The following is a 13,717-nucleotide window of genomic DNA, read 5'->3' as shown; positions in this document are numbered from 1 at the left end:
TTGAAATCAATAAAAACTAGATTACTTAAAAGTTACTTTTTAATAATAGTTCTAACAGTTTTCATTTGTGAAGTCTTCTTAATATCTTCTATAAGAAAATATTTTTATGATAATACGAAGGATTTTTTATCAAACCAAATAAAAATGTCAGCTCAATTCTATAATACATATCTTTCTTCAACAGGTCTTGAAGAAAATATTGCTGCTGATGTAGATGTGTTTTGGAAAAACACTCCTGCTCAAGTCCAAATATTAGATCTATCTGGGAATATTTTAATGGATTCAATTGGCTACTATCAAACTGAAGTTATAGATTCTAAGGACTTTAAAGCAGCTTCTTCTGGAGATTTAGGTTATGTTATCTATGAAAATCCTAAGTCAAATGAAACATTAATGTCAGTAGCTTGTCCTTTAAAAAAGCAAAACAAAATCGAAGGAGTACTAAGATTTATAACTTCTATGGAAAAAGTTGATAAAACTATTAAAGAAATATCTAATTTTTTAATTTTTATAGGTTTATCTGTAATATTACTATCTAGTATTATTAGTATTTTTGTATCAAAAAAAATCACTAAGCCTATAAAAATAATAACTGATGGCGCTGAAAAGATGGCTTCTGGTAATTTAGAAGAAAAAATAAAAAAAACTACTGATGATGAACTTGGGAAACTTACTGACACTTTAAATTATATGTCTGAGGAAATATTAAAAAATGAAAAGTTAAAAAATGAATTTATAGCTTCAGTCTCCCATGAACTAAGAACGCCCCTAACTTCCATAAAAGGTTGGGCAGTCGCTTTAAGTTTATGTGATCCTGAGAATAAGTCTGAATTTGAAGATGGACTCAAAATAATTGAACAAGAATCTGATAGATTAACATTATTAGTTGAAGAATTACTTGATTTTTCCAAACTTATATCTGGGAAAATAACTCTAAAAAAAGAGTTAATTGACTTAAATGAATTTATAAATCATATGATAAAACAATTAACTCCAAGATCTCAAAGAGAAAACATTAAAATTTTAATTACAAATGAATGCTTAATTCCAAATATATATGCTGATAAAAATAGATTTAAGCAGTTATTTATGAATATATTAGATAACTCTTTTAAATTTACTCCAAGTGGTGGAGAAATTTTAATATCTACTAATATACGAGATAACTATTTATTTATAACTATAAAAGATACTGGATGTGGAATACCAAAAGAAGATTTACCTAAAGTTAAAGAAAAATTTTATAAGGGCAAGAATACTAAATCTAAAAATGGTATTGGTTTATCTATTTGTAATGAAATAGTCTCACTTCATAATGGAGTATTAAATATATTTAGTGAGGAGAATAATGGAACTGAAATACAAATCATGTTACCTATGGAGATTACTATTGACTCCTCTAATAATCTCTAAAAACTATTACATTAGGAGGTTTATAATATATGAAACACATTAAACTTTTTTTGTTTATACTATTTTTACCATTAATTTTTGTTGGTTGCAACAAAAATGCCTTATCAGATTCCTCTAAAATATTACCTCCTGAAAATTATAACATGCCTCTCGAAGGTGTTTGGATAGCAGATAAATATTACGCTGATCAATCCTCTTCAGATATATCCAAAATAAAAAGTGAAATGGAAAAAATAGTTTCATTCAGTAAAAATAAAATAACATTTTTTGATGATGTATGCAGAAATCCAAAATATAAGATAAAAACTGTTAATGCCCAAAACTACTTTATAGGAAATTACTCAATTAAACCTGAAAGTTTAGATATACATAAAGATACAATCCAAATTGTAACTGTTACATATCATGAAAATTTTTTAGCCTCTTTTGCTATATTAGATGAAAACAGAATCTTAACATGTAAAAATGGAACCTTCTTTAGATTATCTAAAAATAAACAGCTTAGTTCTTCAGAAACTGATTTTGATACTACATTAGATGATAAAGATAGCATTGAGAGCGATATAGCCAAAAATTCCAAGGTTACAAATGAATATAATAACTCTGTGTATCCATATAAACTTTCTCACCAATTTAACTCTGGCGTGTTGCTTGGTTTAAAATCATATAAACCTGCTACATATAAAATACCTTACAAATATTCTACTTCTCAAGAAGTAGAACCTGTATATAGAACTTTATGGATTAATTTTAATGGAGATTCTGTAGTATCTAACAATGAGCTTCCATATATATTAGCTCCAAGGCCCAATGGTTTTTGGAAAGTTGAATCTAAAAGAACTGTAAATGTAGATAACTCTTATGTAAAAGACCATATATATGCTTATCCCATAGAAAAAAATTCTGAAGATATATTGAATAATGATATTTCAATCAAAAAGAATTCTTATTCTTTAGCAAATATAACGTTTGTAGGAAGTGACTACATTTCACTAGAGTTGAATAATGGTGGATATAATAATTCCACTAATACCACTTATAAATATAGCTTTTTAAATACTGTCCCTTTAGATATGGTAAATGCTTCTACATTACAAGCTGTTTCTATAGATAAATTATTAGGAGAACAAGGTATTAAAGCACTTAAACAAGGAGCCGCGACTTACCTTAATTCATTAAATTATGACTCCAGACAAAAATTAGAAAATTTCCCTAGAATGTATAATTTCGGATTAAATCGTAAGAATGGTAAATGGAACTTAATAGGAAGACTAAACCATTCTTCTGAAGCTTATAAAGATATGTTTGGAGATTTTGATATACCTATAATGGCGTCAAAAGAATTAATAAGATATGATTCCTTATATCCTACTTGGAATATAATAAAGGAAAGAGTTTCTAACGCTTTAGACGCTTATTCTCCTCCAAACAGAAACTTTGTGCTTGTAGTAACAAAATCTCAAATCTTAATATATGATATTGTAAATGAAAATCTTGGTAAAAAACCTTTAAAAATAATTCCTTTAAAAAGTGGCGAATCAGTTATAATGTCTCAATGGTCTATAGGAAAATACGTTAAAATTTGGGATGATCAAGTAAAAAGTTTATTAAAATAATGCCTATGTTTTAAGAAATAAAAATTTCTTAAAACATAGGCATTAAAATTTAAACTTTATAGTGAAAAACTTAAATTTAAAATCCTTATCTCTGCTTTATATTTATATCTCCATTACTGTTTTTAATAGTAACTTTATATTTATCAGTTTTTACAATACCTTCTAATTTATCTTCATCTTTTGCATTACCCTGAATTGTTACAGGAAAATCAGATTCTAAGTTTCCTAACTTTGCCTCTGCATTCAAATAAAATTCTGCATTTTTAGGTAATGATATATCTACATCTCCTAAAGACTGTTTAATATTTACATTGTTACTTAATTTAACATAAGATATATCGGCACTACCATTACCCATATCCATTTCTAAAGCTCCTGTAAATTCTTTTAATATTGCTTTACCTAAACTAGCATTTATTGTTGTTGAATTTGTATATAATTTATTAGCTATAATTTTCCCATTTTTATTATTACATTTAAAATTCTTAGCTTGTACATTAGTAATACTCATACTTCCTAATCCTAATTCACAAATCACATTATCTAAGTTAATATCTTTTAAGTCTATACTACCTAAAGAAGTATCTACATTTAAATTTTTATTATAGTTTTTAGGTACATATATTGTTATAGTTACTTTTTCTGAATTACCCATTGAAATAATATTAAACATTTTTTTATTATTAGAAACTTTTATATCTAAACTATTATTATTTACTGCAACCTTCAAATCACAATTTACCTTCTTACTATCTTTAGCTTTTTCAAACTTTACTTTAATATCTCTTCTTTCTTCTGATACTATATTTACATCAGCACTATCAGCATCAATATCAATTTTATTTATATTGCTCAATGGTATCATATTCTCTTTAATAACTTCTTTTACAACATTTTTATTATCCTCTAAAAAAAATCCTTTAAAACTAAAGTCATTACTAAAAAAAAGTATTACTGAACCTATTCCTATACCTAAAACAGCTATTATAACTAATTGAAAATTCTTTATATTTTTAAATAATTTAATCATATATTCAACTCCATTTGTAAAATATTTACTTATATATATCAATTTACAACTTTAATTAGCTAATAAAAACATATTATCGAGTATATATTATTAATAAACTTATCCTTGATTTTTTATAATCTTTATATTTTTGTCTATGTATTTTATTATTACTTTATAAAATCCTTTATTTATTTTATAACTTCCTCTAGTTGCTAATATTCCTAAAGCTAAAAAACCAATTCCCAAAAACGGCGTTGCTAAAATAGGCATATTAGATACATTAGCAATTCCTAATGGCACTAGTATTGGAGCTAATACAAATGCAGATCCTGAAATAATAATTGAAAAAGAAATTACAATTAAGGCAAATAATATAGCCGCCATAGCTAAAGCAGGCCCTAATACAAATATCAAATTAAAAAATCCGACTCCCATAAAAGCAAGTATTGCTGAAGATATATTCTTGGGAGAAGGTTTTTCTTTTGCCTTTTCTACAAATTCATAAACCGAATATTGCTTAGCTATAGCCTTAGGTTCTCCTAATTCTCTTATTATTTCTTCATCTGATTTTCCATTTTCCATCCCTACTCTAAAATGTTCCTCATAATCATAAAGAATTTCTTCTTTTTCTTCTTTAGAAACCTTTAAATTTTGGGAGAGTATATTTAAATATTCTTGTTTTTTCACTCTAATTATCTCCTTTCTCAAACAATAACTCACTAATTGGTTCTTTATTTTCTTTAATTATTCTATTTACAGCTTTAACAAACTCCTGCCATTCCTCAGTAAGTTGTATCCTCTTCTTTTCTCCTTCCGCAGTTAAACTGTAATATTTTCTTGGTGGTCCTTCCGTTGATTCCTTTAGATAAGTATTAAAATATCCTTCTTTTGTTAAACGCCTAAGTATAGGATAAATTGTTCCATCTGATATCTCTATATTTTTAGATATTTCCGTCACAAGTTCATATCCATAACAATCTTTATCTCTTAAAACTGATAATACGCAAAGTTCAAGAACTCCTTTTTTTAATTGTGTATCCATATAGTATCCCTTCTTATTTATTTAAACTCTATTCTCGTTACTCTATTATAGTATATTATATAGTATTATACATTGCAAGGTACTATTCTTAAAAAAATACCTTGTAATATATTTATAAAAAACATTTCTATTTTAAATTTTACTAGTGCGATAATAAAGGAAACTTTACTAAACTGAAGTTTCCTTTATTATCATATTTCAGACTACGTTTTTTTATATACTTCCTTTACCTTTTTTTATATCTTCTCTCATACTCTTTACTACTTCAGTAAACTTATCAAACTGATCATTTATAAACTTCTCTTTCATTTCCAGATCTTTATTATGTTCATCTTCATATTTTTCAGTAATTTCATCTATAAATTTTTCATACTGATCTAGAGACTCTTTTATCTTTTTGATAGATCCTTCAGGAATTTTTTCTTTGCTTATGCTACCTTCTATCAATGCAATAAGTACACCATTAAGCTCATCTAAAACCTCAATATGATAATCATTTTCTATTAAATATTCTATTTTTTTTTCTAATCTTATTATTTTTTCATTAATTTGTATATCTAGTATTTTTCCATTATTAAAAAGAAGTTGCTTAAGCTTATTTTTTGTATAAATTAAACTCTGATTAGGTATAGTACTTTTCTTATTTATAAATTTTTCAATAAACTTACTAAGCATCTGTATATCCCCCTAATACCTTTGTCTAATGCTTTTTGTTTTAACTAAATATAAGCAAAATATATTCTCTTGTTAACTTAATCTATTCCAAAATCCCCTAATTATTTTACTTCTATTTCAAATGAATATTCTCCTTTATTTTTTACTACATACACTTATTTTACCCAATAATCCATAAGTAAAAATAAATATGTATTAATCCGTATCTTTTATAACAAGCTGCCAGTTATATAAATTCAACAATTTCTTAATCATAATCTAAAATCCTCAGATAAGAATGTTCCTATCTGAGGATTAGAATACTTATTTTTTAATTTTAGAAAGAGGTATTTTAAATTCAAGAATTCCTGCTGCATATGGCGCTATTTCATATTGTTGGAAGTATATAACTAAATCATCTCCTTCTACAACAAAGCACTGCTCATCTGCTATACCTTGAAAATCTTCTTGAAAATATTTTTCAGGATTTTTTTGTATTTCTGTTTTTACTATTTTATTAATAATCTCTTTATAATTTGAATTTTCACTAAACATATCTTTTAAATTCAATACTTTCCCTGTTTTAAGATCAATATTATAACATTTTCTTGTAGTTGACCCATGAGCTCCACCTGTATACTGATAATAATCAACATACAGACTTAAAAAATCATTTCTATTATAAGATACTTTATAATCTACATTAGCTTGGAAAGGAAGTATTTTAAATTCTGGTTCTACTCCCTCAACATCATATTCTTTTGCTGATTTGATTATTTCATCTTTAAAATTAATGGCATCTCTTTCTAAAATTGAATTTATTTGTTTTTGTAATTCAATATTTAGCAATCCACTTATGGTAGGAATATTCAATTCTGCACATAATAAATTGTCCTTGCTTATTATCTTTTTTCCTTGAACTTTTACTGAAGATACTGTGTTTATACTTGATACACTAGTACTAGCTTTACTTAAACCATTAGAATTAGGTGCACTTGCTATCGCTGTAGAAGTCGGTCCTATAATTGAAGCAATTAGTCCAATACAAACTAAACCTTTCATTTTAAAACCCTCCTAAAAATAAATTATATTTATATATCTTAAATCTAGGATATATTTTAAATAATATATTATAAAATAACACCCTAAAATAGATTTATGTCTAAATCTATTTTAGATGCTCCAATAACAATATTTACTACAAAGCAGTTACATGTTGGTTACAAAATAGTAAAAGCTAGTTAAAATTTTAAATTTTAACTAGCTTTTACTATTTACTCTATAGGTCCATACTTGTCTTTATCATAATGCATAAGTAATAAAGTTAACTCTTCAACATGTTCTTTCTCATCCTCAATAACTTTCATAAATGTTTCTTTAATATCTTTGTAAGGTATCTCCATTAAATGCTCCTCATATAAAATTATTGCTTCAAGCTCCCCTTTAATATCATCCCTTATAAAATTTAATATCATTTTCTCAGAATTCTTATCATAAAAATTTAAATACTTTGCATCTTTATCTAACTTTATATGTTCTTTTACTTCCATATATTTAGTATATTGTATTGGATCATACTTCCTAAGTAATTTTAAAAACATGCCATAATGTCTCTTTTCATCTTCCATTATATGGTGCAATATTTCATTTATGTCCTTAATATCAGAATGAGCTATGTTATATGCATAATCGTTTATAGCAACTAATTCTGCTATCATGGCTTCACGTATTTTATTTGTAAAACAGTAGGAGATTCCTTGAGGCTGCCTATTGGTTGTATAACTCATAAAAACTTAATACCTCCATTAAATGCTATACCTATAGTAATAATTTATTCTTAAAAGAATCTTTTGACACTATATTTATAAATTAGAATTTTTAGAAAAGTAATAGCTTAAATAGAAATTCCAGTTATTACTGTCAACATTAATATAGGTTTAAAAATTAAAAGAAAAAGAAGGTATACTAGCTAAAACTATTTGTATTAATTTTTTTTAGTATATTTAAAAATTGCTATAATTTTTTTTGTAGGTTATAATATCCACTGTACAATATGTTGTGGTTGGAGGTAAAGTGAATGCTATATGTTGTGAAAAGGGATGGTAGAGAAGTACCATTCAACTCTATTAAGATTACTAACGCTATTAAAGCTTCTGCAGATGAAATAGGCTTCAACTTAAAAGAAAGCGAAGCTATAGAAGGTACTCAAAGAGTTATAGAACACATCGAAGAAAAAGGATATGATAAAGTAACAGTAGAGGAAATACAAAATATTGTTGAAAATGTTTTGTTACAAAACGGATATAATCCTATAGGGATCGCATATTCAAATTATAGAAAAGAAAGAACAAAATTAAGAGAGATAAAATCAGATTTAATGAGAAGCATTAAAAGCATAGGAATTGAAACAGATCGTGATAATGCAAATGTAGGTAATAATTTCAGCTCTAAGCTTCTAAGAATCGCTAGCGAATCTAATAAATGGTATAACCTTGCTGCAATGCCTAAACACTTAGCTAAAGCTCATGAAAATGGAGATATATACTATCATGATTTAGATAGTTATAATCTAACTACTAACTGTTTGAATATTGAAACCGGTAAAATACTAAAACGTGGATTCAATACAGGCTACGGCACAATTCTCCCTGCTAAAAGGATAGAGTCTGCTGCAGAGTTATCCTGTATATTGCTTCAAAGTACTCAAAATGATATGTTCGGAGGTCAAGCCCATGTTGACTTTGATAATGATATGGCAGACTTCGTAGATATGACAAGACAAGAAATAATAAAAGAATATAAAGAAGAATTCAATGAAACAGGATTAGACATAGAACAAATAGCAGAAAAAAAATTAAAAAAAGTTGTTCATCAAGCCATGCAAGGAATAGTTTACAACTTAAATACTATGCACTCTAGAGCTGGAAGTCAGGTTCCTTTTAGTTCAATAAATTTAGGTCTTCCTAGAAGCAAAGATGCAGCTATGGTATGTGAAACGTTTTTGCAAGAATATGAAAAAGGGCTAGGTAAAGGAGAACAACCTATATTCCCTAACATAATATTTAGAGTAAAAAAAGGTGTAAATAGAGAGCAAGAAGACCCTTATTATTATTTATATGAACTTGCTTGCAAAGTTGCAAGTAAGAGAATGAATCCTATGTTTATGAATCTAGATGCAGATTTTAATAAAGAATATTATGATAAAGGTATTATTGCAGCTACTATGGGATGTAGAACATATATAATGTCTAATATAAATGGTGAAGCTGGACCTGCTGGTAGAGGTAATATTGCTCCTACTACAATAAACCTTCCACGTATTGGAATATTAGCTAAAGGTAATATAGACAAATTTTTCTCGCTTTTAGATAATAGATTATCTCTTGTTAGAGAATCATTATTACATCGATATGGTATACTTAAAAAACTAAAAGTAAAAGACTTGCCTTTTGTAGCAGGAGAACATTTAATGAGAGGTTCTGAAAATCTATCTCTTGATGATTCTATAGAACCTATTCTAAGACAAGGCACATGGGGTATTGGATTTATTGGTCTTGCAGAAACTCTAACTGCTTTAACTGGTAAACATCATGCTGAAGACAAAAATATTTATGAGTTAGGATTAAAAATTATTTCTCATATAAGAGAATTCTGTGATGAATATAAAGAACTTGATAAATTAAACTGGTCATGTTATGCGACTCCTGCTGAAGGACTTTCAGGAAAGTTTATAATTCAAGATAAAAAAATATTTGGAAATATTAAAGGAGTTACAGATAAAGATTACTATACTAATAGCTATCATATTCCTGTTTCATATAAAATATCTATAAAAGATAAAATAGACCTAGAAGCACCATTCCATAAATTATGTAATGGTGGGCACATAACTTACATTGAAATGGATGGGTACCCAGAACCTGAAGATGTTAAAGCAATAATTGATTATTCTTATAAAAACACTAATATTAGTTATATGGGCATAAACTTTCATATGAAATATTGTAGAGATTGTGGTGAAAGAATAGAAGCTTCTAAACACACTTGTCCTAAATGTAAAAGTAAAAATATACAAGGTATATCTAGAGTTACAGGCTACCTTTCACTAGATGAACGATTTGGTAATGGAAAGATTGCTGAAAGAAAAGATAGAACTTCTCATAATGATGAATCACATATTAACACATATACTATTTAAACATATAAGATTTTAATAAATAGAAAGTTGCATAATTTTAAAATTACATACATTATACGATTTTAGCATTAAAAATTTTTAATTATGCAATTATATTAAATAATAAATAAAAGCTCTGATACAATATATTATTGTAAAGGGGTTTTTTCTTATAAATAGAAAGGAGACTATTATGCTTCAAGTTGCAGGTTTTTTAGATAATTCCACAGTGAATGGGAAAGGTCTTAGAAGTGTTCTATTTGTATCTGGATGTAAACATAATTGTATTGGTTGTCACAATAAAGATATGCAAAATTTTAATTATGGCGATAAAGTATCTTTAGACTATATATTTAATAGAATACAACATAATGTTCCTTTGATTTCAGGCGTAACCTTTTCTGGTGGAGAACCTTTTGAGCAAGCAGAACAATTGACTATTCTTGCTAAAAAGATTAAAGATGAAGATTTAAATTTATGGTGTTACACAGGTTATACATATGAAGAAATATTAAGAAGTAATGATAAACATAAACTAAATTTATTAAAACACATAGATGTTCTTATAGATGGGAAATTTAATAAAAGTCTAAAAGAAGATGTCCCTAAATACGTAGGTTCTACAAATCAAAGAATAATAAATGTAAAAGAAAGCCTAAAATCAGAAAAAATTATTATACTATAGAAAAAAGTGCTAAGCACTTTTTTCTATAGTATAATTTCCACTCTATCAAGTTTAATTAAAACCTTAATGTCTTTTGGTGATACTGTTTCAGTTCTTAAAGATCCCCTATTGCTTATTAAAAGAATTTTATTGCTATCTAATTTCTTTATCTGCCTTATATTTCTTTCTCCATTATATTCGATAAGACAAATTGCATTATTATCAATTTCATGAGTTATATGTCCAAATGCAATATCTCCTTTTGAAATTCTAAATCCAATCATATCATCATCTTGTATTTTTAAAAATACAACTTTATCCTTTGAATATCCTTCAATCTTATTATCAATAATAGGCATTTTTCTTCCATCTAACGCCTTATTTAAATTGTATTCATATACAGGTACTGTTTTTAAAACTGAACTAAAAGCGTCATTCCAAACGTCGTTTACTTTTGGAGTATCCACTTTTCTACCCCTTTTTTCTTCTACAGCCTCTTTTAATACTTCTTCTTCAAAAGACATCGTTATATCATTTAAATCTTTACCTAAGGCTTTTGAGATTTTGTTCATAACACTCTCATTTATAATTTTTTTACCAAGTTCTATATCTTTTATAAAGCTTTCAGAAACCCCAATTTTTTTTGCTAATTGTTTTTGAGTTAATTTAGAAGCTGTTCTAGCTTCTTTTATCTTCTCCCCTACTCTGCTCATATGTATTCCTCCGTGGGATTTTTTATTTACATTTTTTCAGGTTCAGGATATTCTACTCCAAAAGTATCAACTGTTACTTTTTCCATAACCTGATCCTCATAAGGTCTATCACTATAATCTGTCTTTGCATTAACTATTTTGTCTGCATTCTCTATTCCTTCTATTACTTTACCAAAAGAAGCATACTGACCATCTAAGTGTGGTGAATCTTTCACCATTATAAAGAATTGACTTCCTGCTGAATTGGGAGCCATACTTCTCGCCATAGATAAAATTCCTCTAGCATGTTTTAAATCATTTTTAAAACGGTTAGCTGTAAATTCTCCTTTAATAGAATAACCAGGTCCACCCATTCCTGTACCTTCTGGATCTCCCCCTTGAATCATAAACCCTGGAATTACTCTATGAAATATTACTCCATCATAAAATCCTTTATTTATAAGACTAATAAAATTATTTACTGTGTTAGGAGCAATTTCTGGATATAACTCCGCTTTTATAACATCCCCATTTTTCATTTTAATAGTTACTACTGGATTCATATATGTTTCTCCTTCCATTGCAATAGTATTTTGAAATAATTGTACCACTAAATTATACCATATTATTAACTAAATTCTCTTAATTAATTCTTTAGTTAGCTATAAGACTATTAATAAAATTAATAGTCTTATATAATTTGATTAATATTATACACTATAGTAAACAAGGCAAGTTGTATTCAATATAAATCAATACTAAAATATAATATAAATATTGCAACATAATAAATAGCTATTTATTATGATATTTCTTCACTTGTCCAATTTATATTCATATTAAAAAAATTTACTTCTTTATCTAATTTAATAAATATACATCCTCTAGGTAACATTATAATTGTAAATTTGTTTAGTATATTGCACTCTTCATTAATTAAAATATCTCTACTACTTATCTCTATATTTGACTCATTCCCTTTTTGTATATTTTTAGTTTTAAAATTAAGTATATCAAATTTTTTAACATGTGAATTATCATTTATATCTCTATATAGATCTTCTTCTCCTACCATAAGACATAATTTATTAGGTACACCCTGATTCAAAATCTCTATATCGTTTATAATACATATTTTATTACTATCGTAAGGATTTTTTATTACTATATAATTAAATTTTTCATCTTCTTTAATTGCAACTCTCTGAACCTTTTCATCTTTTTGTTTTTCTTCATCTAATTCATTTTCTTTTCTTACTATAAATATCTTCATTTTACCACCTTATTTCTATGAGTTTTGTATTGTATAATAATAATTTATTCAGATACTTAAAATTTGACACGCCAGAAAAATCTTGATATACAACATTTCCTATTATCAATCAGTAATTACTTACAAATTTTCTAGGTAGTTTATGAGATTATATAGACTATCAAATCAATCTACTACAAGTATGATATTATCTTGTAATTAAAGTAAGCCAGAAATCTCAATAACAACAGTCAATCCTAATTTTTAGGGATAATTATATCTATCTCTATCATTAATAAAACATAAAAAATATATAAATGAAAAAACAAGGTGATTATATGAAGAATATTTATAAAAATACATATACATGAATCCAGTAGATTGAATTATTCGTAAATTTAATATATATTTTTAGATATAAAGATTATTCATATTACCTAAAAGTTTATGTACAATTATATGAGCTTTGTATTATATAAAGAATGGAGATGTAATGTATGAGAAATACAACGAATAAAACCATAAGTATGATTAGGCCACAGTTCCCGTCAGTTCCGATAACTATAGAGGATTTTTCCTTATATATACAACAATATTTAAATGAGGAAATACCAATCAGTGAAATAAAGCTTTCTAAAGAACATATGCAGCATTTTGATTTTTTTAAAATTGAAATTGAGAAAAGCATTTTTGAAAACTGTACCTTTCTTGATTGCGATTTTGAAAGAGCAAGTTTTGTCGATGTTGTATTTCTGAATTGTGATTTGTCAAACAGTAATTTTACAGAAACATATTTTGAAAGATGTCAGTTTATTTCATGTAAATGTATAGGAGTAAATATGAGTGACTCTATTTTTAAACACACATCTATGGAAGAATCAAATTTTCAATATTCCTATTTTGATAAAACTAAAATGACAGATGTTGTTTTTGAAGATATAGATTTTTCTGAGGTTTCTATAACTGAAGCTAAATTAAAAAGATTCCAAGCAAGAAATTCACAATTTATTAGAAATAACTTTTTTAAAACAATTTTAACAGGTATTGATTTTACCAGAAATGAGTTTGTTGCCCCAACGGTATCCACCCCTCCTATTGAACTTAAAGGAATTAAAATCAATATGCTTCAAGCAGCTGATCTAGTTACCCTTTGGGGAATTATTGTTGAAAAATAATGAGATATGATTTTCAAGAA

At 26.5% G+C, this 13,717-nt stretch carries 14 protein-coding genes; 5 read left to right on the top strand and 9 right to left on the bottom strand.

The features are described from left to right. Complete coding sequence (locus OW729_RS11315) at window positions 1–1,413, top strand: sensor histidine kinase (RefSeq protein WP_268061619.1); 1,413 nt, start codon at window positions 1–3, stop codon at window positions 1,411–1,413. A gap of 29 nt (window positions 1,414–1,442) precedes the next feature. Next, window positions 1,443–3,029, top strand: a complete 1,587-nt coding sequence (locus OW729_RS11310) for a hypothetical protein (protein ID WP_268061618.1) — start codon at window positions 1,443–1,445, stop codon at window positions 3,027–3,029. Between the two features lie 85 nt (window positions 3,030–3,114). Here the strand turns inward: OW729_RS11310 and OW729_RS11305 are convergent, their stop codons facing one another. From OW729_RS11305 to OW729_RS11280, 6 genes are all read right to left on the bottom strand, one after another. After that, on the bottom strand, window positions 3,115–4,059 hold the full coding sequence (locus OW729_RS11305) for a DUF4097 family beta strand repeat-containing protein (RefSeq protein ID WP_268061617.1): 945 nt from the start codon (window positions 4,057–4,059) through the stop codon (window positions 3,115–3,117). Window positions 4,060–4,158: 99 nt separating this feature from the next. After that, the gene (locus OW729_RS11300; RefSeq protein WP_268061616.1) at window positions 4,159–4,728 is read right to left on the bottom strand and encodes an HAAS signaling domain-containing protein; all 570 of its coding nucleotides are present in this window, start codon (window positions 4,726–4,728) and stop codon (window positions 4,159–4,161) included. Window position 4,729: 1 nt separating this feature from the next. Next, complete coding sequence (locus OW729_RS11295; protein ID WP_268061615.1) at window positions 4,730–5,083, bottom strand: PadR family transcriptional regulator; 354 nt, start codon at window positions 5,081–5,083, stop codon at window positions 4,730–4,732. Between the two features lie 213 nt (window positions 5,084–5,296). Beyond that, window positions 5,297–5,758, bottom strand: a complete 462-nt coding sequence (locus OW729_RS11290) for a hypothetical protein (protein WP_268061614.1) — start codon at window positions 5,756–5,758, stop codon at window positions 5,297–5,299. Between the two features lie 303 nt (window positions 5,759–6,061). Next, complete coding sequence (locus OW729_RS11285) at window positions 6,062–6,799, bottom strand: DUF3298 and DUF4163 domain-containing protein (RefSeq protein WP_268061613.1); 738 nt, start codon at window positions 6,797–6,799, stop codon at window positions 6,062–6,064. Between the two features lie 212 nt (window positions 6,800–7,011). Continuing rightward, window positions 7,012–7,524 (bottom strand): ferritin family protein, encoded by a 513-nt coding sequence (locus OW729_RS11280; protein ID WP_268061612.1) that lies wholly within the window; start codon window positions 7,522–7,524, stop codon window positions 7,012–7,014. A 290-nt stretch (window positions 7,525–7,814) separates the two neighbouring features. On the opposite strand from OW729_RS11280, the gene nrdD reads away from it, so the two are divergent. Further along, window positions 7,815–9,935 (top strand): anaerobic ribonucleoside-triphosphate reductase, encoded by a 2,121-nt coding sequence (gene nrdD, locus OW729_RS11275; protein ID WP_268061611.1) that lies wholly within the window; start codon window positions 7,815–7,817, stop codon window positions 9,933–9,935. 172 nt (window positions 9,936–10,107) lie between these two features. Beyond that, a complete protein-coding gene (nrdG, locus tag OW729_RS11270; RefSeq protein WP_268061610.1) occupies window positions 10,108–10,599 on the top strand; it encodes an anaerobic ribonucleoside-triphosphate reductase activating protein in 492 nt (163 codons plus the stop codon). 23 nt (window positions 10,600–10,622) lie between these two features. On the opposite strand, the gene OW729_RS11265 is transcribed toward nrdG, so the two are convergent. The 3 genes from OW729_RS11265 to OW729_RS11255 all read right to left on the bottom strand — a co-directional run bounded on the left by OW729_RS11265 (window position 10,623) and on the right by OW729_RS11255 (window position 12,543). Next, window positions 10,623–11,291, bottom strand: a complete 669-nt coding sequence (locus tag OW729_RS11265) for a helix-turn-helix domain-containing protein (RefSeq protein ID WP_268061609.1) — start codon at window positions 11,289–11,291, stop codon at window positions 10,623–10,625. A gap of 26 nt (window positions 11,292–11,317) precedes the next feature. Then, window positions 11,318–11,833 carry a peptidylprolyl isomerase gene (locus tag OW729_RS11260; protein WP_268061608.1) on the bottom strand — a complete coding sequence of 172 codons (516 nt, stop codon included), beginning with the start codon at window positions 11,831–11,833 and terminating at the stop codon, window positions 11,318–11,320. A gap of 239 nt (window positions 11,834–12,072) precedes the next feature. Next, entirely contained in the window at window positions 12,073–12,543 is a 471-nt protein-coding gene (locus OW729_RS11255) for a hypothetical protein (protein WP_268061607.1), read from the bottom strand. Window positions 12,544–13,043: 500 nt separating this feature from the next. Here OW729_RS11255 and OW729_RS11250 point away from each other — a divergent pair, with 500 nt between their 5' ends. Further along, on the top strand, window positions 13,044–13,697 hold the full coding sequence (locus OW729_RS11250) for a pentapeptide repeat-containing protein (RefSeq protein ID WP_268061714.1): 654 nt from the start codon (window positions 13,044–13,046) through the stop codon (window positions 13,695–13,697). The last annotated feature ends 20 nt before the right edge of the window (window positions 13,698–13,717 follow it).

Source organism: Clostridium brassicae (assembly GCF_026738875.1).
Taxonomy (GTDB): Bacteria; Bacillota; Clostridia; order Clostridiales; family Clostridiaceae; genus Clostridium_H; species Clostridium_H brassicae.
This window is presented reverse-complemented; position numbering and strand designations above follow the sequence as displayed.